General features: G+C 71.7%; 22 protein-coding genes. 13 read left to right on the top strand and 9 right to left on the bottom strand.

Annotated features, from left to right (window positions below):
• The first annotated feature begins 81 nt into the window (after positions 1-81).
• Together ACIQV3_RS35330 and ACIQV3_RS35325 are read left to right on the top strand one after the other, a co-directional pair.
• Positions 82-888 (top strand): dioxygenase, encoded by an 807-nt coding sequence (locus ACIQV3_RS35330; protein WP_403719885.1) that lies wholly within the window; start codon positions 82-84, stop codon positions 886-888.
• Positions 881-1,255 carry a hypothetical protein gene (locus ACIQV3_RS35325; RefSeq protein WP_403719883.1) on the top strand — a complete coding sequence of 125 codons (375 nt, stop codon included), beginning with the start codon at positions 881-883 and terminating at the stop codon, positions 1,253-1,255. Before ACIQV3_RS35330 ends, ACIQV3_RS35325 begins: the two co-directional genes overlap by 8 nt.
• On the opposite strand, the gene ACIQV3_RS35320 is transcribed toward ACIQV3_RS35325, so the two are convergent.
• Complete coding sequence (locus ACIQV3_RS35320; RefSeq protein ID WP_403719881.1) at positions 1,249-1,893, bottom strand: Uma2 family endonuclease; 645 nt, start codon at positions 1,891-1,893, stop codon at positions 1,249-1,251. The two genes, ACIQV3_RS35325 and ACIQV3_RS35320, sit on opposite strands and share 7 nt — an antisense overlap.
• A gap of 497 nt (positions 1,894-2,390) precedes the next feature.
• Between ACIQV3_RS35320 and ACIQV3_RS35315 the strand changes: the two genes are divergently transcribed.
• On the top strand, positions 2,391-3,368 hold the full coding sequence (locus ACIQV3_RS35315) for an RNA polymerase sigma factor RpoD/SigA (RefSeq protein WP_403719879.1): 978 nt from the start codon (positions 2,391-2,393) through the stop codon (positions 3,366-3,368).
• A gap of 201 nt (positions 3,369-3,569) precedes the next feature.
• Here ACIQV3_RS35315 and ACIQV3_RS35310 read toward each other — a convergent pair whose 3' ends face one another.
• Complete coding sequence (locus ACIQV3_RS35310; RefSeq protein ID WP_403719877.1) at positions 3,570-4,523, bottom strand: helix-turn-helix transcriptional regulator; 954 nt, start codon at positions 4,521-4,523, stop codon at positions 3,570-3,572.
• Positions 4,524-4,585: 62 nt separating this feature from the next.
• On the opposite strand from ACIQV3_RS35310, the gene ACIQV3_RS35305 reads away from it, so the two are divergent.
• The 4 genes from ACIQV3_RS35305 (at position 4,586) to ACIQV3_RS35290 (ending at position 10,091) form a co-directional block, all read left to right on the top strand.
• Positions 4,586-6,193 carry an MFS transporter gene (locus tag ACIQV3_RS35305; protein WP_403719875.1) on the top strand — a complete coding sequence of 536 codons (1,608 nt, stop codon included), beginning with the start codon at positions 4,586-4,588 and terminating at the stop codon, positions 6,191-6,193.
• Between the two features lie 153 nt (positions 6,194-6,346).
• Positions 6,347-7,108 carry a DeoR/GlpR family DNA-binding transcription regulator gene (locus ACIQV3_RS35300; protein WP_403719873.1) on the top strand — a complete coding sequence of 254 codons (762 nt, stop codon included), beginning with the start codon at positions 6,347-6,349 and terminating at the stop codon, positions 7,106-7,108.
• Positions 7,105-8,058 carry a 1-phosphofructokinase gene (gene pfkB, locus ACIQV3_RS35295; RefSeq protein WP_403719871.1) on the top strand — a complete coding sequence of 318 codons (954 nt, stop codon included), beginning with the start codon at positions 7,105-7,107 and terminating at the stop codon, positions 8,056-8,058. The genes ACIQV3_RS35300 and pfkB overlap by 4 nt, the downstream gene beginning before the upstream one ends.
• Entirely contained in the window at positions 8,055-10,091 is a 2,037-nt protein-coding gene (locus ACIQV3_RS35290) for a fructose-specific PTS transporter subunit EIIC (protein WP_403719869.1), read from the top strand. The genes pfkB and ACIQV3_RS35290 overlap by 4 nt, the downstream gene beginning before the upstream one ends.
• A 36-nt stretch (positions 10,092-10,127) precedes the next feature.
• On the opposite strand, the gene ACIQV3_RS35285 is transcribed toward ACIQV3_RS35290, so the two are convergent.
• Positions 10,128-10,898, bottom strand: coding sequence for a DUF6227 family protein (locus tag ACIQV3_RS35285; RefSeq protein ID WP_403719866.1), 771 nt, complete (start codon positions 10,896-10,898; stop codon positions 10,128-10,130).
• A gap of 192 nt (positions 10,899-11,090) precedes the next feature.
• On the opposite strand from ACIQV3_RS35285, the gene ACIQV3_RS35280 reads away from it, so the two are divergent.
• Positions 11,091-11,732: a vitamin K epoxide reductase family protein gene (locus ACIQV3_RS35280; protein WP_403719864.1), complete on the top strand. Its 642-nt coding sequence runs from the start codon at positions 11,091-11,093 to the stop codon at positions 11,730-11,732.
• A 144-nt stretch (positions 11,733-11,876) separates the two neighbouring features.
• Here ACIQV3_RS35280 and ACIQV3_RS35275 read toward each other — a convergent pair whose 3' ends face one another.
• Positions 11,877-12,287 (bottom strand): rodlin, encoded by a 411-nt coding sequence (locus ACIQV3_RS35275; protein WP_403719860.1) that lies wholly within the window; start codon positions 12,285-12,287, stop codon positions 11,877-11,879.
• Between the two features lie 279 nt (positions 12,288-12,566).
• Here ACIQV3_RS35275 and ACIQV3_RS35270 point away from each other — a divergent pair, with 279 nt between their 5' ends.
• Both ACIQV3_RS35270 and ACIQV3_RS35265 read left to right on the top strand, forming a co-directional pair.
• Positions 12,567-13,166 carry a hypothetical protein gene (locus tag ACIQV3_RS35270; RefSeq protein ID WP_403719858.1) on the top strand — a complete coding sequence of 200 codons (600 nt, stop codon included), beginning with the start codon at positions 12,567-12,569 and terminating at the stop codon, positions 13,164-13,166.
• 156 nt (positions 13,167-13,322) lie between these two features.
• Positions 13,323-13,562, top strand: a complete 240-nt coding sequence (locus tag ACIQV3_RS35265) for a chaplin (RefSeq protein WP_327306287.1) — start codon at positions 13,323-13,325, stop codon at positions 13,560-13,562.
• A gap of 86 nt (positions 13,563-13,648) precedes the next feature.
• Here ACIQV3_RS35265 and ACIQV3_RS35260 read toward each other — a convergent pair whose 3' ends face one another.
• The 5 genes from ACIQV3_RS35260 to ACIQV3_RS35240 form a co-directional block, all read right to left on the bottom strand.
• Positions 13,649-13,996: a hypothetical protein gene (locus ACIQV3_RS35260; RefSeq protein WP_403719855.1), complete on the bottom strand. Its 348-nt coding sequence runs from the start codon at positions 13,994-13,996 to the stop codon at positions 13,649-13,651.
• 175 nt (positions 13,997-14,171) lie between these two features.
• Positions 14,172-15,353, bottom strand: coding sequence for a chaplin (locus ACIQV3_RS35255; protein WP_403719853.1), 1,182 nt, complete (start codon positions 15,351-15,353; stop codon positions 14,172-14,174).
• 121 nt (positions 15,354-15,474) lie between these two features.
• Complete coding sequence (locus ACIQV3_RS35250) at positions 15,475-15,708, bottom strand: chaplin (RefSeq protein ID WP_403719852.1); 234 nt, start codon at positions 15,706-15,708, stop codon at positions 15,475-15,477.
• A 241-nt stretch (positions 15,709-15,949) separates the two neighbouring features.
• Complete coding sequence (locus ACIQV3_RS35245) at positions 15,950-16,360, bottom strand: rodlin (RefSeq protein ID WP_403719850.1); 411 nt, start codon at positions 16,358-16,360, stop codon at positions 15,950-15,952.
• 117 nt (positions 16,361-16,477) lie between these two features.
• Positions 16,478-16,732 (bottom strand): chaplin, encoded by a 255-nt coding sequence (locus ACIQV3_RS35240; RefSeq protein ID WP_327306291.1) that lies wholly within the window; start codon positions 16,730-16,732, stop codon positions 16,478-16,480.
• A 102-nt stretch (positions 16,733-16,834) separates the two neighbouring features.
• Here ACIQV3_RS35240 and ACIQV3_RS35235 point away from each other — a divergent pair, with 102 nt between their 5' ends.
• From ACIQV3_RS35235 to ACIQV3_RS35225, 3 genes are read left to right on the top strand one after another with little or no spacing between them, the layout of a single operon-like run.
• Entirely contained in the window at positions 16,835-18,028 is a 1,194-nt protein-coding gene (locus tag ACIQV3_RS35235) for a DUF3344 domain-containing protein (RefSeq protein WP_403719847.1), read from the top strand.
• Positions 18,029-18,047: 19 nt separating this feature from the next.
• Entirely contained in the window at positions 18,048-19,304 is a 1,257-nt protein-coding gene (locus tag ACIQV3_RS35230) for a glycosyltransferase (protein WP_403719845.1), read from the top strand.
• Positions 19,301-20,896 carry an exopolysaccharide biosynthesis polyprenyl glycosylphosphotransferase gene (locus ACIQV3_RS35225; protein ID WP_403719843.1) on the top strand — a complete coding sequence of 532 codons (1,596 nt, stop codon included), beginning with the start codon at positions 19,301-19,303 and terminating at the stop codon, positions 20,894-20,896. The genes ACIQV3_RS35230 and ACIQV3_RS35225 overlap by 4 nt, the downstream gene beginning before the upstream one ends.

Here is a 20,896-nt window from a genome sequence, read left to right as displayed (position 1 = left end):
TGACCCCGCATCGTTCAAATTTGAACGATGCGGGGTTAGTCTGTTCCTGGCGCCCCGCCGCGACGATTCCTGGAGCTCCCGATGCCGATGTCGATGCCGACGCCCGAAGCCCTCACCCCCACCCGGATGCCGGCGCTGTACCTGAGCCACGGAGCCCCGCCGCTCGCGGACGACCCGGTCTGGCCCGGCGAACTGGCCGCCTGGTCGGCGGACCTGCCCCGCCCCCGGGCGATCCTCATGGTCTCCGCCCACTGGGAAGAGGCCCCGCTCGCCCTCGGCGCCACCGAGCCGGTCCCGCTCGTCTACGACTTCTGGGGCTTCCCCGAGCACTACTACCAGGTCCGCTACGAGGCTCCGGGCGCCCCCGAGCTGGCCGCCTCGGTCCGCACACTCCTCAAGGCGCCGGGCACGCCCGTCCAGGACATCCCCGACCGCGGCCTCGACCACGGCGCGTACGTCCCGCTGGTGGAGATGTTCCCCGGGGCCGACATCCCGGTGCTCCAGATATCGATGCCGACCCTCGATCCGCGTCGCCTGATGGAGATCGGCCGCAAACTGGCCCCCCTGCGCGACGAAGGTGTCCTCATCGTGGGCAGCGGCTTCTTCACCCACAACCTGGCCGCCCTGCGCCACACCGGCCCCGGCGTTCCGTCGTGGTCCGCCGAATTCGACGCCTGGGGCCACGAGGCCCTGGCCGCCTCCGACATCGACGCCCTGCTGGACTTCGAGGCCAAGTCCCCGGCCGGCCGCCTGGCCCACCCCCGTACGGAACACTTCGCCCCGCTCTTCGTCACCCTGGGCGCCGCGGAATCCGACCTCGCGGCGGCGTCGACCCCCGTCTCGGGCTTCTGGATGGGCCTCTCGAAGCGCTCCCTGCAATTTGGCTGACCCCGAGCAGCTCTGGTGCCCCAGCGGCTCCGCGTACGCGCCGGAGTCGCTGGTCCTCGCAGTCCGCGAAGGCCTCGACGGCCCCCCGTCCTACCTCCCCGCACCCCGCCCGGCCGCCGAGGCCCTGGCCGGACTCCCGCCCGGGGTGGAACCGCGCCGCCTGCTGCGCCTGGCCTCCCACTGCGTCCCGCACTGCCTCAACCGCGCGGGGGACACCTGCACCCTGGCCACGCGCCTGACGGCGACCCCCCGGGCCGGATCCCCGCTCCCGCCCTGCCCCCTCCGCCCGGTCTGCAAGTGGTGGACCCAGTCGGGGCCACCCGCCTGCCGCGCCTGCCCTCAGGTCTCCACCCGCCCCGGTCAGTGAACGCGGGGCTGCCCGGTGATGTCCTCGTCGATGACGAACCCCTTGGCGGGCCCGCTCGGGATGGTGGCCGTGGCGCCGTAGCCCGCCCGGACCTCGTCGTCGTAGATGGCCTGATCCGGATCGGGGGAGGTCAGCACGGTCACGATGCCGTGCTCGTCGTGGTCGTCGATGAGGACGTAGACGGGAATGCCGGCCCGCGCGTATTCGCGCCGCTTGCGGGTGCGGTCGCGCGTGACGCTGTCGCTGCCGGGGGAGACGACTTCCACGATCAATTGGACGGCGGAGGCCTTGATGCCGATCCCGTCCTCGCTGCCGTGCTCTTCGGTGTCCTCGGGCGCCACCAGGACGTCGGGGATCCAGGCCTTCCGTCCCTCGATGACATTGGTGTCCTGGAACGCCGCGAACTCGCTCCGGTCCAGGAACCTGTCCAAGGCACGGCGAAGACGGTTGGCGATCTGGCTGTGCGACAAGCGACCCGTGGGTGACACCTCGATGAACCCCTCGACGATCTCGGCGTGGTAGCCCTCGGGGAGTTCCATGGCTTTCCATGCCTGCCACAGGACGTCGTCAAGGTCCGACGGGGGAGTCGCGACCTTCGGCATTACGGCCTCCAGCGTCTCGTGGGCGAGAGCGGTCATGTGCAGCACCTCCTCTGAGTGTGGGCGTCGCGGACCGGACGGCACAAGCGACTCTCCGATCCTCGAGGAGGTGGCGCTCATGCCGCAGGAATATGCCGCTCCCTCACTCGGACGAGTAGGCCCCCGTCGGCCGAGGCAACCAGAAACCGGTGAGGGCCGTCTCTCGGGGTAGAAGCGCAGCCGGAGGCGGTACTTCGGCTGGGGCGAAAGCGGCCGTGTCAAGTGTGACGGTGGTCTCATCGCCACCTCGCTCGGGCCGGTCGGCCGGCCTCCGGGGTCAGCCGTATTTCCCGCCCTGACCTGCGGATCTTCGAGTCCGGAGGCATCGCCCATCCCCTCGAACCGGAGGGTGGCGGGGCAGGATACTGCAAGATCTCGGAAAACAGGGAGCGACGTGGGAATTCTGTCCCGATTCCAGTCGTTGTTTCCTTCGGAAGCGGGCACTCGGGAGAGTGTCACCGCACCACCGCGACCGAACTCATCGCAAGGGAGCACGCATGGCAACCCGCGCCGTCGCCCGTCGTCAGTCCACGAGCAGCGCTCGTGCTGTGGGCGGGGAGATCGCAGACCGCGACCTGGTCGGCATGTACCTGGACGAGATCGCGCGCACCCCGCTGCTCGACGCGGCCAAGGAAGTGGAGCTCTCGCAGATCATCGAGGCGGGCGTGTACGCCCAGCAGATCCTCGACGGCGCGATAGAGCGCAAGGGCAAGAAGCCCTCCCAGGAGGAGCTCGAATTCCTGGCCGCCGAGGGCGAGCGTGCCAAGGAAGTCTTCATCCGCTCGAACCTCCGCTTGGTCGTCGCCGTGGCCCGCCGCTACCCGCGCAGCGGACTCCCCCTCCTCGACCTCATCCAGGAGGGCAACGCCGGCCTGGTCCGCGCCGTGGAGAAGTTCGACTACGCCAAGGGATTCAAGTTCTCCACGTACGCCACGTGGTGGATCCGCCAGGCGATCACCCGCTCCATCGCCGACCAGTCCCGCACCATCCGGCTCCCCGTTCACCTGGTGGAGGAGCTCGGCCGGATCCGCCGGGTCCAGCGCGAGTTCAACCGCGAGAACGGCCGTGACCCGGAGCACGCGGAGATCGCCGCCGAGCTGGACACCACGGAGAAGCGCGTCGGCGACGTCCTGGACTGGGCGCGCGACCCGGTCAGCCTGAACATGGGCGTGGACGAGGACGGCGACACGCAGTTCGGCGACCTGCTGGAAGACACCTCGGCCATCTCCCCGGAGCAATCCGTCCTCTCCCTGCTGCGCAGCGAGGAGCTGGAGGACCTGCTGGGCAAGCTGGACCAGCGAACCGCGTCGATTATCAAGATGCGTTACGGCATTGATGACGGTCGGGAGCGTACGCTGACAGAAGTGGGCAAGCAGCACGGCCTGACCCGCGAGCGGATTCGCCAGATCGAGAAGCACGCGCTGCTCGAACTGAAGAAGATGGCCCGCGACACCGGCTTCGACGCGGTGGCCTGACCGGCCCCAGACGAAGCCCCCCATACGAGCCCCCGGCGCCTATCCCCCCCAGGCGCCGGGGGCTCCCCTTTCCCCCGACCCGTCCCAGCCCGGCCCGTCCGGCCAAATCCAGCCCCTCCGGCGTTTGAGGAGCGGGGTCTGGGGCGGAGCCCCAGGGAACGGTGGAAGGGTGGGTAGGGGACAGCCCCCGCAGGGCCCCCGCTACGGCCCCGCCGCCTCCGCCAGCCGTGCCCCCAGCACCCGAGCCGCCTCGACCAGCACCCCGGGCCCGTGCACGACAAACGGCACCCCGGCCAAGGCCAGCCGCGCCACCAGCCACTCCGGCGAATCCGCCGACTCGAACCGCACCCGCACCCCGGTGTGATCCCCCGCCGGCGCAACCACATGCTCCCGCACCCACTCGGGCAACCCCACGGCCACCGCGAAGGTGACATCGACCAGGTAGGTCGACTCCCCACCCCGCAACCCCCGCCGCACGAACTCCACCGCATCCATCGGCAGCTCCCGCGGAGCGAACCGCACCCCGGTCGCGCCGGGCTCGCTCACCCGGTCCACGCGGAAGGTCCGCCAGTCCTCGCGCTCCATGTCGTAGGCCACGAGGTACCACCGGCTCCCGGTGCTGACCAGCCGGTACGGCTCCACCAGCCGCCGCGAGGCCACCCCGTCCCGGTCCAGGTAGGCGAACCGCAGCCGCTCCGGCCCCGCCACCGCCGAGGCGATCGCCGTCAGCGTCCGCGGGTCCACGCTCGCCCCGTCGCCCCGCACCACCGCGACCGTCGCCGACTGCAGCGCGCCCACCCGCCGCCGGAGCCGTCCCGGCAGGACCTGTTCCAGCTTCGCGAGGGCCCGTACGGAGGCCTCCTCCACGCCCTCGATCGCGTGCCCGGCCCCCGCCCGCAGCCCCACCGCGATGGCGACGGCCTCCTCGTCGTCCAGGGCGAGCGGCGGCATCGCGGCGCCCGCCACCAGCCGGTACCCGCCCTCCGCGCCGAGCGTGGCCTCCACGGGGTATCCGAGCTCCCGCAACCGGTCGATGTCGCGCCGGATCGTACGGGCGCTGACCCGCAGCCGCTCGGCCAGCTCGCTGCCGGGCCACTCGCGCGGGGTCTGGAGCAGGGAGAGCAGGGAGAGGAGGCGGGCCGGGGTATCGGTCATGGTTCAAAGGTGCCAGCCAAATAGGACACCAACTGACCTACATGCCGTCTAGGTTTCTCCTCATGAGCACCGAGACGACCCAGTCATCGCCCGAAGGAAAGAACGGGCCCGTACAAGAAGAGCGGACCGACCCTCCCGTAGAGACCACCTCGATCAGCAAGGCCGGCGACTCCGGCGACTCCGGCAACGCCGGTGACCCGAGCACGGCCGGCGACGAGCCCGCGGCCCCCGCCGACCGCCGCCGCTGGATCGCGCTCGCCATCGTGATGACCGCCGCCTTCATGGACCTGGTCGACGTCACGATCGTCAACATCGCGATACCCCGGATGCGCGAGGACCTCGGCGCCTCCACCAGCGCCATCCAGTGGATCACAGCGGGCTACGCACTCGCCTTCGCCGCCGGTCTGATCACCGGCGGCCGTCTCGGTGACATCTACGGCCGCAAGCGCCTCTTCCTCCTCGGCATATCCGGCTTCACCGCGGCCTCGCTGCTCTGCGGTCTCGCCCCCAGCCCCGACGTGCTCGTCGCCGCCCGCATCCTCCAGGGCGCCATGGCGGCCATGATGGTCCCGCAGGTGCTCGCGATCATCCACGTCACCTTCCCGCCGCACGAGCGCGGCAAGGTCTTCGGCCTGTTCGGCGCGATCATCGGCCTCGGCGCCGTCTCGGGCCCGATGCTCGGCGCCCTGCTCACCGAGTGGAACATCGCCGGTCTCGAGTGGCGCCCGATCTTCCTGATCAACCTGCCCGTCGGCATCGCCGGCGTGATCCTGGGCCGCAAGTTCATCTCCGAGTCCAAGGCCCCCAAGGCGCTGCGCCTGGACCTGGTGGGCGTCGTGCTCGCCACCCTCGCCCTGGTCATGCTGATCTTCCCGCTCACCCACGGCCGCGAGAACGATTGGCCCGCGTGGGGCTTCGTCTGCATGATCGCCTCGCCGGTGGTCTTCGGCGCCTTCATCGCCTACGAGAAGTACAAGATCCGCAAGGACGGCTCCCCGCTCGTCGAGCTCTCCCTCTTCAAGGTCAAGAGCTTCGCCGGCGGTATCGCCGTCCAGCTGACCTTCGGCCTCGCGACCGGCATCTTCTTCCTGGTGTGGACGCTCTACATGCAGATGGGCCTCGGCTGGAGCGCCCTGAAGGCGGGCTCCACCGGCATCCCGTTCTCGATCGCCGTCTCGGCCGCCGCGGGCGTGTCCGTGCAGAAGCTCGTACCGCGCTTCGGCCGCAAGGTGCTCCAGGCCGGTGCGCTGGTCATGGCAGCGGGCGTCCTCCTCTACATCTGGGAGTCGGACCGCTACGGCATGACCATCACCTCCTGGCAGATGGCCGCTCCGCTGATCGTCATGGGCGCCGGCATGGGCCTGATCATCGCCCCGCTGACCGACACCGTGCTCTCCGAGGTGCCGCGCGAGCACGCCGGCTCGGCGTCCGGGCTGATCAACACCACCGGCCAGATGGGCAACGCGCTGGGCCTCGGCCTGACTTCCGTCGTCTACTTCGGGTTCATCGAGGACGACCGCGTCTTCGGACCGCCCTACGTGGACGCGTTCCACAACGCCATGTGGTGGGTCGTGGCCGTCCTGGTCGTGATCTTCTCGGTGATGTTCATGCTGCCGCGCAAGGCCGTCCCCATGGCCGAGCGCGAGGGCGGCACGGAGCACGCGGGCTAGTCCGCGCACCTCCGCGCACTCACGGGTGCGGGTCACTCACGGGCATGTCCGCTTCCATGGGCGGACATGCCCGTTTGTTTTGTTTTCAGGCGCAAACGGGCGTACGATCCAAGGGAACCCACAGAGTCGGGCATCGAACGGATCTGAAACCACATGTACGCACCGGAGCGCCAGCAGGAGATCCTCCGCCTCGCCCGCGAGGCGGGCCGGGTGGACGTCCTGTCCCTGGCCGAGCAGTTCCAGGTCACGGCCGAGACCGTGCGCCGCGACCTCAAGGCCCTGGACCGGTCCGGGCTCGTGCGCCGGGTGCACGGCGGTGCCATACCGGCCGGCCGCCTCGACTTCGAGCCGGACCTCACCGAGCGCGAGGCCACCGCGGCCGACGAGAAGGACCGCATCGCGGCCGCCGCGCTCGCCGAACTCCCCGACGGCGGCAGCATCGTCCTCGACGCGGGCAGTACGGTGGCACGCCTCGCGGCCGCGATCCCGGTCGACTCCGCGCTCACCGTGGTCACCCACGCGCTGCCCGTCGCCGCCCGGCTCGCCGACCACACCGGCATCGACCTCCACCTCGTCGGAGGGCGCGTCCGCCACCGCACCCGCGCCGCCGTCGACGCCTGGGCCCTGCGCGCCTACGCCGAGATCCGCGCCGACGTCCTCTTCCTCGCGACCAACGGTTTCACCGCCGAGGGCGGGCTGACCACCCCCGACCTCGCCGAGGCCGCCGTCAAGCGGGCCGCGATGGCGGCGGCCCGCCGCGTCGTCCTCCTCGCCGACTCCGCGAAGGCGGGCCAAGAGCACTTCGCGCGCTTCGGCTCCTTCGCGGGGGTCGACCTCCTCATCACGGACCCGGGGCTCGACCCCGCTCAGAAGGCGGCGATCGAGGCCGCCGGTACGGAAGTTGTGCTCGTATGATCCTCACCGTCACCCCGAACCCCTCCCTCGACCGGACCTACGAAGTCCCCTCGCTGGACCGAGGTGAGGTACTGCGCGCCACCACCGACCGGGTCGACCCCGGGGGCAAGGGAGTCAACGTCTCCCGCGCGGTGGCCGCCGCGGGCTTCCGTACGACGGCGGTCCTGCCGCTCGGCGGCACCCCGGGCACGATGATCGCCGAACTCCTCGGCGCTCAGGGCGTGGACGTCACGGCGGTCTCCATCGCCGGCCAGACCCGCTCCAACATCTCCCTCGCCGAACCGGACGGCACCCTCACCAAGATCAACGCCCCCGGCCCGGCGCTGACCTCCGAGGAGTCGGCGCTCCTCCTGGAAACGGTCCGCACCTGCTCGGGCGGAGCCGCCTGGATCGCCTGCTGCGGCAGCCTCCCGCGCGGCCTCGGCCCCGAGTGGTACGCCGACATCGTGACCCGGGCCCACGCGGCGGGCGCCCGCATCGCCCTGGACACCTCCGGCCCGGCGCTGCTCGCGGCGCTGCCGGCCCGCCCGGACGTGATCAAACCGAACGCCTCGGAGCTCGCGGCGGCGGTCGGGCGGCCCCTGTCCACCCTCGGCGACGTGCTCAAGGCCGCGGAGGAACTGCGCTCGCTGGGCGCGGGCGCGGTCCTGGCCTCCCTCGGCGCGGACGGCCAGCTCCTGGTCTCCGAGGAGGGCACCTACTACGGCACGGCGGCCGTCTCCTCGGTCCGCAGCAACGTCGGCGCGGGCGACGCCTCCCTCGCCGGCTTCCTGATCGCGGGGGGTACGGGGCCTGCGGCCCTGGCCTCCGCCCTGGCCCACGGCGCGGCCGCGGTCCAGCTTCCCGGCAGCGCCATGCCGGCCCCTTCCGACCTGCGCCCCGACGCGGTCCACATCACCCAGGACCTGCCCCTGGACCTCCCTCTGTCCGAAATGAGTGACGAGCGATGAGCGAGATGATCACCCCTCAACTGGTCGACCTCGACCTGTCAGCGGAGTCCAAGGAGGGGGCGGCACGTGCCCTCGCCGAACGGATGGTGACGCTGGGCCGGGTCACCGACCTGGACGGTTTCCTGGCCGACGTGGCCGCGCGCGAGGCCCAGATGCCGACCGGCCTGGAGGGCGGCATAGGTATCCCCCACTGCCGCTCCACCCACGTCACGGCCCCCACCCTGGCCTTCGGCCGCTCCCCGTCGGGCATCGACTTCGGCGCCCCGGACGGCCCGGCGGACCTGATCTTCCTGATAGCCGCCCCGGCCGGCGCGGACGACGCCCACCTCTCCATCCTCTCCACCCTGGCCCGTCGCCTGATGCGCCCGGACTTCGTGGCAGCCCTCCGCGCGGCGGCCACTCCGGAGGAGGCGGCAGCCCTGGTAGCGGGCAACCCAGCCCCTCCGGCGCCAAACCCAGCCCCTCCGGCGTTTGAGGAGCGGGGGTCCGGGGGCGGAGCCCCCGAAGGGTCCGGGCAGAGCCCGGTTTCGGGAAGGGGCGGGGTGGGGGAGAGCCCCGCAGTGCAGCCGTTCCGCATCGTGGCCGTCACCTCCTGCCCCACGGGCATCGCGCACACCTACATGGCCGCCGAGGCACTCACCCAGGCCGCGCAAGCGGCGGGCATCGAGCTCACGGTAGAAACCCAGGGCTCGGCCGGCTTCACCAAGCTCACCCCGGAAACCATCGCCGCCGCCGACGCGGCCGTCTTCGCCCACGACGTCCCGGTCAGGGACAGGGCCCGCTTCGCCGGCAAGCCCACCGTCGACGTAGGCGTCAAGGCCGGCATCAACCGCCCGGCGGAACTCCTCCAAGAGGCCCGCGACAAGGCCGCCCGGGGCGAGATCTCCACCACCTCCCCGACTCCGGTCGAAGAGGCCGGAGAGGACCAGGACGGCTACGGCGCGAAGCTCCGTACCTGGCTGATGTCCGGCGTCAGCTACATGGTTCCCTTCGTCGCCGCCGGCGGCCTCCTCATCGCCCTGGCCTTCGCCATCGGCGGCTACGAGATCAACAACGCCCCCTCGGTCGCCGAGCACTTCGTCTGGACCGAGGCCGCCAGCTGGGCGGCCCTGCTCTTCCAGACCGGCGGCCTCGCCTTCGGCTTCCTGGTCCCCGTACTCGCCGGCTACATCGCCTACGGCATGGCCGACCGGCCCGGGCTCGTCCCCGGCTTCGTCGGCGGCGCCGTGGCCCTCACCATCGACGCCGGTTTCCTCGGCGGCCTGATCGCCGGTCTCATCGCGGGCGGCACCGTCCTCGCCGTCCAGAAGGTGAAGATCCCCGTCGCCCTGCGCGGGATCATGCCGGTGGTCGTCCTGCCGCTCATCGGCTCCGCCGTCACCGCGTTCCTGATGTTCCTGGTCGTCGGCAAGCCCGTGGCCTCGCTCCAGCGGGCCCTCACCGACTGGCTGTCGGGTCTCTCCGGCGCCAACGCGATCATCCTCGGCGTCATCCTCGGCCTGATGATGTGCTTCGACCTCGGCGGCCCGCTCAACAAGGTGGCCTACGCCTTCGCCATCGGCGGTCTCGCCACCCCCAACGAGGGCAGCCTCAAGGTCATGGCGGCCGTGATGGCCGCCGGCATGGTGCCGCCGCTGGCGATGGCACTGGCCACCACGGTCCGCGGCCGGCTCTTCTCCAAGACGGAGCGCGAGAACGGCAAGGCCGCCTGGTTCCTGGGCGCCTCCTTCATCAGCGAGGGCGCCATCCCGTTCGCCGCGGCCGACCCGCTGCGCGTGATCCCGGCCGCCATGGCCGGCGGCGCGGTCACCGGAGCCCTCTCGATGGCCTTCGAGTGCACCCTGCGGGCCCCGCACGGCGGCATCTTCGTGATCCCGCTGATCGGCAACCCGCTGCTCTACCTGATCGCCATCGCGGCCGGTACGGCCACCAGCGCCGGCCTGGTCATCCTCCTCAAGGGGATGCGCAAGCAGGACACGACCGCCGAAGCGGAGCCCCTGGCGGACCCGGCGAAGGTCACCATCGCCGCCTGACCGGCGTCCCCGTCCCCGACCCCGTCCCCGACCCCGTCACCTCACCCGCGCGCGGAGCTCCATGGCTCCGCGCGCGGCCGTTTCGGTCTCGTAGACCTCGCACATGTGCCGCCCGTCCGGCGTCACCGTGTGCTCGACCTCCCACAGGCTGAACTCGCTCCCGTCCAGCAGGACGAAGGAGTGCTCGTACAGGCTGAAGCCGGCGTCCCGCCCGTCCGCGAGGCACTGCCGGGTGCCGAACACCTGCGTGATCTCGTGCGCGTAGGCCGACCGCAGCAGCAGGGCCACCTGCTCGCCCGGCCGGTCGGGGTTCTCCGCGCGGCGCAGCACCCGGCGGGCGTGGTCCGCGGACTCCTCCACCGCGTACTCACGGTGTCGCTGGGCCGGGGTCGGATTGGTGAACAGCGCGCTCAGCACGGCGATGTCGCTCTCCGGGTCCTCCTCGACCGTCACCTCCACGAGGTCCCGCGCCACCTGCGAGGGGACCTCGCCGAAGAGCCGGGCCGCCGCGAGACAGGTCTCCGCCTTGCTGGCGAAGACCTCGTACCGTATGGACCGGCCGTCGTCCTGACGGTGCGCCAGCTCCCACAGGACCACGGAGTCGCCGTCGGACAGCAGGTAGGCGTGCCGGTGTATCTCCCGCCACGGTCCGGCCGCGGGGCTGCGCCGGTTCGTGTGGAGCGAGGACCTGTGGGCGAGCGCGGTGCTCAGCCGCTCGACCAATTCGTCCGGCAGGTCGAAGGAGTTGAGGGCGCGGCCCAGGAGTCGGCCGAGGTGCGCCTCGGTGGTCTCGTGCGGATCGCTCAAGGTGGGTCTCCAGGCCGTCGCAGCTTGTCACTTCGCGGAAGCTCAACGTAGCCCCTGGGTCTGACATCACGTCCGGGGTTCGGTAAAACGTCCGGGAAGCGCCGGGGGTTCCAGCCACCCCTTCAGGTCAACCTCCATGTCGATGAGCATGGTTGGGCCGGATAGCGGGCACAAGGGCGGGAGCATGACCGTATGGCAACAAATACCGTGGGCGTCCCCCGCCAGCAGGGCCGGCCCCACAACCACAAGGACGCGGAACCGATCGCGGCCCCCCGTGCGCTGGGCTGGCTGCTGCTGCTCACCGGCGCCGCCGGGGTGCTGGCCGCCTGGGTCATCACCCTGGACAAGTTCCTGCTGCTGGAGAACCCGGACTTCAAGCCCGCGTGCAGCCTCAACCCGGTGGTCTCCTGCGGCAGCGTGATGAAGAGCGAGCAGGCGGCGGCCTTCGGCTTCCCGAACCCGATGCTGGGGCTGGTCGCCTACGGGGCGGTCGTGTGCGTCGGCGCCGGCCTGCTGGCCGGGGCCCGCCACCGGGGCTGGTTCTGGCTCGGTCTGAACGCCGGAATGCTCTTCGGCGTCGGATTCTGCTCCTGGCTCATGGTCCAGTCGCTCTACGAGATCAACGCGCTCTGCCTGTGGTGCTGCCTGACCTGGGTGGCCACCCTGGTGATGTTCTGGGCGGTCACCGCGCACACCGTGCGCACGGGGATCCTTCCCGCGCCCGCTCCGGTGGCGACCTTCTTCGCCGACTTCGGCTGGGCCCCGCCCGTCCTGCACACCGGCGTGATCGGGATGCTGATCCTGACCCGGTGGTGGGACTTCTGGACCGGCTGATCCCACCGGACCGGCCGACGGCACACGAGGGCCCCGGCAGCTGGACGCTGCCGGGGCCCTCGTCGCTTCACGACTTCACACCGCTTCTTCGAACGCATCGCTCCACGGGCGCCAGGTGCCCGGACCGTGTGTCGGGAGCGGAGATCAGCTGCCCTGGGAGACGTTGCCCGAGAGGACCGGGATGTTGCTGAGGATGTGCGAGAGCGGCTCGTCGCCCTTGGCCTGGGTGGAGTTCTCGGTGCACTGCTGGTTCTGCGGGTTGGACAGGACGTTGATGTCCTGGACACCGATGTTGAGCAGCGCCACCAGGGACTGGGCGTTGACCTTGGCCGGCAGGCCGATGCAGGGCTTGTTCAGGGTGCCCTGGACGACTCCGAGCTGCGGGCTCATGTCACCGTGGGTCTTCTGGTTGCCGTACGCCTGCACGGCGCCGTTCCCGTTGACGGTGTTGATCCCGTTGTCGTTGCCGATCGCCATGGCGGGGGCGGCAGCAGCAGCGCCCGCGCCGACGGCGGCGGCGGTGACCGCGGCAGCAGTCATGATCTTCTTGAGCATCTTGATCCTTTTGTCGCACGAGTGCCCGCTAGTGGAGCGCCCTGATCAACTGCTCTTACGGGGGTTGGTTCCGCTGCTTCACTCAAACGGCCTGTCCACGGGCGGGTTTTCCCCGAGTGGGGTGAGCCGCCCCCGGACGCGTGCGCGAAGCCCGTACGCACCCCGCAGCGGGGCGGGCGGCCCCGCGCTCGTGTTGCGCTCCGTAGAACTCGTTCGCACGGTGGGTAAGGAGGCGGATCGCTCGGGTCCGCTTCTGAGCGACCACCAGAAGGAACACCCATGCACCGCACCAAGGCCTCCCGCATCCGCGTCCTCGTCCCGTCGGCCCTGGCGGTCGTCATACTCACCGGCGCGGCAGCTCCCGCGGGCGCCGCGGAAGGCGCCGGTGCCGCCGCGAACCGGGTGGCGGCCGCCCAGGAGGAGATCAACGAGAGGGTGGCGAAGGCGGGTCCCGTCGAGGACGCCCTCGCCGCCGTCTCCGAGATCCTGGCGAACCTGACGAAGAGCCTGGGCACCCTGCTCCCGGGGATCAAGATCCCCGAGATCAAACTGCCCACGCTCCCGTCCCTGCCGGAGATCCCCGCGATCCCCGGTCTCCCGGACCTGCAGCTCCCGGCGATCCCGGCGGTACCCGCAGTGCCGGCGGTTCCCGCGGTGCCGGCGGTTCCCGCGGTGCCGGCGGTTCCCGCGGTGCCGGCGGTTCCCGCGGTACCGGAGATCCCCGACGTCCCGGTCCCCGAGATCCCCGGCGTCCCGGCGCTCCCGGTCTCCGATCCCGCGGCCCCGCCCGCGGCCGCGGTGCCCGCCGTGCCGGCGGTGCCCGGAACACCGGCGGGCCTCGTCCCGAAGATCCCCTCGTTCGCGGAGTTCCTTCCGTAGGCACCGGGATCCGTACGCGGACCCGCACGCGGTGACGACCATTGGGCTGAACAGGTCTGATCGCGTGCGGAACCGTGTCGTCTGGGATGGTGGACCGTTTCGCTCGATGTGAGCCCCGGAATCGGGGCAGAACATCGAAGAGAAGGTGCACTTCCCATGAACACTGCCAAGAAGGCCGCCCTGGTCCTGGCCACCGCTGGTCTCGCTGCGGCCGGTGCCGCCGGCTCCGCTATGGCCGACTCGTCGGCCGAGGGCGCGGCCGTGGGTTCCCCCGGTGTCCTCTCGGGCAACCTGGGTCAGGTCCCGGTCCACGTTCCGGTCAACGTCTGCGGCAACTCCGTCAACGTGATCGGTGCGCTGAACCCGGCGTTCGGCAACGTCTGCGTCAACGACTGACGTTCGATTCACCACATGACTGTGGGCGCCACCGGCGAGGCCGGGGGCGCCCACAGTCATGTGGTGGGTCGAACGGGACGGGCCCGTCAGTGCTTGCCGCCGCCGTTGAGCTTCACTCCGCCGAGCAGCGGGGAGGCCTGGGTGGCCCCGTTGGCGAGGTGCATCACCTCGGCCGGAGCGTCGTTGCGGACCTCGTTGACCTTCTGGACCGTGGTCACGACCTTCTGGACGCTCTCGCCCTGCTCGGCCAGTCCGTTGCCCACGGTCTGGGGCAGCGCCGCCGACACCGGGTTCACCGAGTCGGTCACCGCCGTCAGTCCGCTCGTCAGGCTCATGGGGACGGCCGGCGCCTCGGTGGCGGCGAAGGCGGGGGAGGTGGCGCCGAGGGCGGCGACGGAGCCGACGACGACTGCGGCGACCTTCGAGAGCTTCATTTGAAAATCCTCTTCCAGGGGTGACCAATGGCGGCCAGTGGCGACCGTCGCGCCACTTTCGACCTGGTTAACGATTACCCGGCGCCACGGAAACGCGGAACCGAACACGGCGACGGCCGGAGAATCCGACAAGGGATTCTCCGGCCGATATTTCTTCTGATTACCGGTATTGCCGTCAGGCGGCCTTGCGGGACCTGCGGTACAGAATGGCGCCGCCCAGGATCAGGGCCGAGGCCAGGGCCGCCGCGGCGCCGGGCTGTCCGGCACCGGTCGCGGCCAGCTCCTGCCGCGCGGGGGCCGCGGGGACCGCCGCGACGGGGACGGCCTCGGGGGCGGGTGCCGGCGCGGGCGCGGGAACCGGGGCGGGCGCCGGGGCGGGCAGCGGTGCCGGAGGGAGCGGGACCGGCAGGTCACCGGCGGGGGCCGCCGGCGGCTGGTCGGCCGGGGGCACTACCGGCGCCGGGTGCTCCACGACCTGGCTGCCGTGCGGGGGCATCGGCGCGGGAGCCTCCTCCACGGGTGCCGGAGCGGGGAGCGTGTGCGGAGCCTCCTCCACTACGGGCGCGGGGGCGGGGGCCGGAGCCGGAAGCGGCCGCGGGGCCTCCTCGACCGGTGCGGGTGCCGGCGCGGGGACGGGCGCCGGTACCGGCTCGGGCTGCGGCGCGGGTGCCTGCTCTACGGGAGCGGGAGCGGGCGCGGGCGCCGGAGCGGGCGCCGGGTGCTCCGCCTCGGGCGCGGGCAGCGGCTGCGGCGCGGGGGGCGCGTGCTGCGGGGCCGGCGCCGGGGGGTGCTCGGGCTCGTGCTGGGGCCGGGGTTCGGGCCGCTCCGGGGCGGGGTGGTCGTCGCACTCCTCCTCGCCGGAGTCCCCGGAGTCCCCGTAGCCGCCCTGCGGCCCGGGTCCGTGGTCCTCGTGGCCGCCCTGCGGCCCGGGTCCGTCCTCGCCGTAGCCGCCGTGCTGCTCGGGTCCGCGGTCCCCGTAACCGCCCTGCTCGTGCCGGTCTTCCCGCTCCTGCCGGTCGTGCTGGTCGACGTAGCGGCGGACCTGCTCCGCCTGCTGCGGGCTGAGGTAGCGCTCGTAGTCGTGTCCGGCGTCCGATCCGGTCGTGGTGGCGCAGGTGTTGCCCATGGCGGGGTTGAGGCCCGCTCCGGCGTCCACGGTGTTGCCGCACACGTTCGGCGCGAAGGTGATCGGTACCGAGACGCTGTTGCCGGCCAGCACGCCCGGTGAATGGGAGGCCTCGGCCATCGCCCCGGGTTGCGCGTAGGCCGCGCCGGTCGCGATCGACAGCAGACTGGACGCGGCGGCCGCGGTGAGCACCCCCTTGCCCAGTACCTGTCGGCTCAGTACCTGTCGCATGGGTCCTTCCCTGTCTACCGGCCCTGCGGCCGGTGCTGAATCGAAGGTGGCCTCGGAGTGCACCGCCGTGCACTCCGAGGCCACCCCGAGGAGGTCTGCCCTTGCGGGCACAGGCGCTTCGTCAGGCGTTGACGCAGGTGTTGCCGAACGCGGGGTTCAGCAGGGCGATCACGTTGACGGTGTTGCCGCAGACGTTGACCGGGACGTGGACCGGGACCTGGAGCACGTTGCCGGACAGGACGCCCGGGGAACCGACGGCCTTGCCGTCGGCCGCCGCGTCGGCCATGGCGGGGGAGGCGGCACCGGCGGCCATCAGAACGCCGGCGGCCAGCACCACTGCCTTCTTGTACGTCATTTGTTTTCGTTTCCTTCCCGCAGAGGTCTATCCGCTGCAGAAATAACAACGAGTGGGTCCGGGAAAAGAAACCGGGGATTTTTGCGCGCCTCCGGCCAATTCACTCAGATGCCTGTGCTCCCTGAATTGTGGCCGTATTGTTCCGCGCCCCTATTCGAGTTCCGACATGCGGCGGGGCCGCCGCGACCCGAAGGTGCGACGGCCCCACTGGCGCGGTGCTGTGTCAGCCGGCGCGGCGCTGTCAGCTGCCTGCGGAGGCGTTGCCGGACAGGATCGGGATGTTGCTGAGGATGTGCGAGAGAGCCTCGTCGCCCTTGGCCTGGGTGGAGTTCTCGGTGCACTGCTGGTTCTGCGGGCTGGACAGGACCGGGATGTCCTGGACGCCGACGTTGACCAGAGCCAGGACGGACTGGACGTTGGCCTTGGCGGGCAGGGCGATGCAGGGCTTGTTGAACGAGCCCTGGATGAGCGCCATCTGCGGGCTCATGTTGCCGTAGGTGGCCTGGTTGCCGTAGATCTGCGAGGCCCCGTTGCCGTTCACGGTGTTGATGCCGTGGTCGTTGCCGATGGCCATGGCCTGCGGGGCCATGGCGGCACCCAGACCGACGAACGAGGCGGCAACCGCTGCGCCGGCCGCAAACTTCTTGATCATGATGGTCCCTTTTTTGCAGGATTGCCCGGTACTCAAGCACCCGGACCAACGGCGCAACCGCGGTTCGGGTTGCGTGTCTTCACTCGGATGCCGAAGTTTCGGGCGGCACGGTTGACGTCAGGCGTTGACGCAGGTGTTGCCGAACGAGGGGTTCAGCAGGGCGATCACGTTCACGGTGTTGCCGCAGACGTTCACCGGGACGTGGACCGGGACCTGGAGCAGGTTGCCGCTCAGGACGCCGGGGGACTCACCGGTGAAGCCGTTCGCCGTCGCGCCGCCGTCGCCGTGCGCGGAGGCGAGGCCCGCGCCGCCCATCAGCAGCGCGGTGCTCGCGACCGCCAGGGTGGCGCCGCGCACCAGCCTCTTCTTCATCTCGCTTTTTCCTTTCTGTTCGAACAATGGTGCAAGCCATAACGACCCGCCCGTCTTCTGGGTGCGAGTTATCGCCCAAAAGGCCGTATGGGCGAGTCCGGCGTGATTTCCCTCCTGACTTCTGACAAAGTTCACTCCTGTTTTGTCCCCCTGATCGAAAATGGAGACAGGGTCATGGGTTCCTCCCGCAGAATCCTCGGCACGCTCGGTCTGCTGTCCTGCCTCGCACTTTCGGTGAACCTCCCCGCAGCCGGGGCCGCCGCCGCCCCGCCGGGCGTGCGGGGGCCGCTGGTCAAGGAGGCGCCCCGGGTGCCGTTCACCCAGCGTTACCAGGCCGTGCAGCACGGCGGCCTGGTCCGGGCCTCGAACTCCTCCATCGGCTGCCGCAAGGTGGAGTCCGCGCAGGCCGAACCGTGCGCCGCGGTCAACAAGGGTGCGGCGGGGACCAACGGCGACTACGAGATGTTCTACGACGAGGTCGACAAGGACCCGGACACCTACAACTCCACCCGGGCCGAGCTCAAGGTCCCGGCCGGCTCGAAGGTCTCGTACGCCCGGCTGTACTGGGGCGGCAACCTGCGGGTCGGCGAACAGAAGCCGCCGGAGGACAACGGCCGGGTGCTCGTCGCCGAGCCGGGCGGCGCGTACAAGGAAGTGCTGGCCGACACGGCCATCGGGCACCGCAGCGATGCGGCCGGCGATGCCTACCAGGCCTCCGCCGACGTGACCCCGCTGGTCCGCAAGGGCGGCGCCGGGATGTGGACGGTGGCCCAGCTGAACATCGCCATGGGGCACTCGGACGCGGGTGCCTGGGGCGGCTGGACGCTGGTGGTGGCCTACGAGCACCCGCAGGAGCCGGTGCGCAGGGTCTCGATCTGGGACGGCTTCGAAGGGCTGGCCGCCGGGGCCGGCGAGGCGGCGGGCGAGACGGTGGAGCTCACCGGTCTGGACGCGGCGCCCGGAGCGCGGGGGCGGGCCGGGGTGGTCGCGTACGACGGGGACCGCGGAACGCTCGGGGACTCACTCACGGTGACCGCCGACAGCGGGCGCCGGATCAGCCTCAGTGACGGAGAAAATCCTTTTAATGATGTTATGAATTCCACGATCACGGAATTCGGCGATCACTCGTTCGTGCGACAGCCCGAACATATGAATAACCTCGGATATGACGCGGACGTGTTCGATCTGAGCCCCGCCCTGTCCGGTGGCGCCCGCAGCCTGACCTTCGGGTTCACGGGCGAAAACCAGGGTCATTTTCTCGGTGTGCTCTTCGTTCAGACAGACGCGCGCCGCTGAACGCAGGAGACCACTCCACGTGCCCACGCAGCCTTCCTCTCCTTCCCCTTCCCCTTCCGCTTCCCCCTCCCCCTCCCCCTCTCCTTCCTCCGATCCTTCGCCCTCGGCGTCCCGGCCTCCGGTCGTCCTCCACCTCGTCCAGCCGGTCGAGGGCGGGGTCGCCCGCGTCGTCGTGGACCTCGTACGCGCCCAGTCCGCGGCCGGCCTGCGGACCTTCGTCGGCTGCCCGCGCGGCGGACAGCTCGCCGACGCCGCCCGCGAGGCCGGGGCCGAGGTGCTCACCTGGCGTGCCGGTCGGGCTCCCGGACCGGGCCTGGCCGCCGAAGTGCTCGGCGCGCGCCGCCTGATCGGGCGGGTCCGGCCCGACGTCCTGCACGCCCACAGCGCCAAGGCCGGACTCGCCGGGCGGCTCGCCGTGCGCGGGGCCGTCCCGACCGTCTTCCAGCCGCACGCCTGGTCCTTCGACGCCGTGGGCGGGGCCACCGCCGCGCTCGCGCTGCGCTGGGAGCGCTTCGGGGCCCGTTGGGCCGACCGGGTGCTCTGCGTCAGCGAGGCCGAACGCCGCACCGGCGAGTCCGAGGGGATCGCCGCCCGCTGGTCGGTGATCCGCAACGGCGTCGACCTCGGTCACTTCCGCCCCGGCGGCCCGGACCCCGTCCAGGACAAGGCCCGGGCGCGCGCCGAACTGCCGCTGCCCGCCGCCTTCCTGGGCGACGGGCCGCTCGCCGTCTGCGTCGGCCGGCTCTGTCAGCAGAAGGGGCAGGACGTCCTGCTGCGTGCCTGGCCGGAGCTGCTCGGAGCCGTTCCCGGGGCCCGGCTCGTGCTCGTCGGGGACGGCCCCGACATGGAACGGCTGCGCCGCGGCGCCCCGCCCTCGGTCCACTTCGCGGGGTCCGCCTTCGACATCCGGCCGTGGCTTCGGGCCGCCGATCTCGTTGTACTGCCGTCGCGGTGGGAAGGCATGGCGCTCGCCCCGCTCGAAGCCATGGCCTGTGGCCGACCGGTCCTGGTCTCCGACGTCAGCGGTGCCCGCGAGAGCCTTCCGCCCGGCCAGGGGCGCTTGTGCCTGGTGGAACCGGAGGACCCGACGGCGCTGGCCAAGGCCCTGGGCGGGCTGCTCGCCGAGCCGCGGCTGCTCGCCGCACTCGGGGAGCAGGCGGAGCGGCACGCGCGGATGGAATTCGACGTGCGGCGCACCACGGACGCGGTCACCGGTCTGTATCACGAACTGCTGGGCAGGCCCCGGCCCTTGAACCAGGAGCGCATCAGCCGATGACGATGGACAGCGCACCCGCCCGGCACACCGGGCAGGGCGGTACGGGGCCCGCCGGCGGCATCACCGGCATCACCGGTACCGCCAGCGGCGCCGGGGCGACCAGCACGGCCACCAGTACAGCCACCAGTACAGCCACCGGCACCGGGACCGGCGCCGCCGCCGTGCGCCGTTCCGTGACCGCGATCCACCCCCCGCGCGGACCCAAGGCCGACCGCGCCCGGGCCACCGTACGGCCGAGCCGGGTGCGCCGCCGGGACGGGATCGCCCCGCTGCTGGCCGCCGACGCGTTCGCCGCCACGGCGACGGTGGCGGCGCTGCCCGGAACGGGGCTGTCCCTCGGGGCCGCCGCCCCCCTCGGCCTGGCCCTGGTCGCGCTGCACGCGCAGGCCGGGCTGTACCGGCCGCGGCTCGCCCCCTCGGCGCTCCTCGAACTGCCCGCGCTCGCCGGGCGGTCCGCCGCGCTGTGGTGCGCGGCCGCCGCCGTGCTGGCCGCCACCGCCCCGGGCGACGCCCTGGGCTGGAGCGCGCTGCTCGGCGCCGTCTGCGTCCAGGTCGTCCTGGCCTGCGCGGGACGCGGCCTTGTCAACCAGCTCCGCCGGCGCACCCGCGTCCGGCGCCCCGCCTCCGCCCTGGTCGTCGGACCCGGCGCCGGGGCGAGCGCGGTGGCCGCCGCCCTGCACGGGCGCCCCGAGTACGGACTGCGCCCCGTCGGGCTCGCGGACACCGGGCCCGGCGGGGAGGGGGATGCGGGAGTTCCCGTACTCGCCACCCACGAGGACATCCGGCGGGCCGTCATCCAGAACTCCGTCCGGCACGCCGTCTTCACCCGCCCGCCCGAGGCCGACGAACGCACCGCCTCCCTGGTGCGGCTCTTCCACGACCACGGGTGCCGGCTCTGGCTCGCCGACCCGGCGGGCACCGCCAAGGTCACCGGGATGCGCGTCGCGCAGCCCGCCGACCAGCTGTGGGGGTACGCCGTCCAGCCGCTGCTGCCGCGTCCGGCCCGGCCGGTCGAGCGGTACGCGAAGCGGGCCATCGACTCCACGCTCGCCGCGATCGCGCTGCTCGCCGCCGCCCCCGTGATGGGGGCCTGCGCGCTGGCCGTACGGGTCTCCGACGGGCCCGGGGTGATCTTCCGGCAGGAGCGGGTCGGCCTGTACGGACGGCCCTTCACCCTGCTGAAGTTCCGCACCCTGCGCGCCGACGCGCACGAGTCCGCCACCCGCTGGACGGTGGCCGGCGACTGCCGGATGAGCCCGATCGGCTCCTTCCTGCGCAAGTCCTCGCTGGACGAGCTGCCGCAGCTGTGGAACGTGGTCCGGGGTGACATGAGCCTGGTCGGTCCGCGTCCCGAACGGCCTTTCTTCGTGGCGAAGTTCAGCAGCCTGCACCCCGGGTACGAAGCCCGGCACCGGATGCCGGTCGGCATCACGGGGCTCGCCCAGATCAACGGGCTGCGCGGTGACACCTCCATCGAGGACCGGGCCCGCTTCGACAACCACTACATCGACACCTGGTCGCTGTGGCAGGACCTGTGGATCCTGGCCCGCACCGCGGCCTCCTTCTTCCGCTTCCGGCTGGGGGGCAGCTAA

This window comes from Streptomyces sp. NPDC099050 (genome assembly GCF_044759865.1).
In the GTDB taxonomy this organism is placed as follows: Bacteria; Actinomycetota; Actinomycetes; order Streptomycetales; family Streptomycetaceae; genus Streptomyces.
This window is presented reverse-complemented; position numbering and strand designations above follow the sequence as displayed.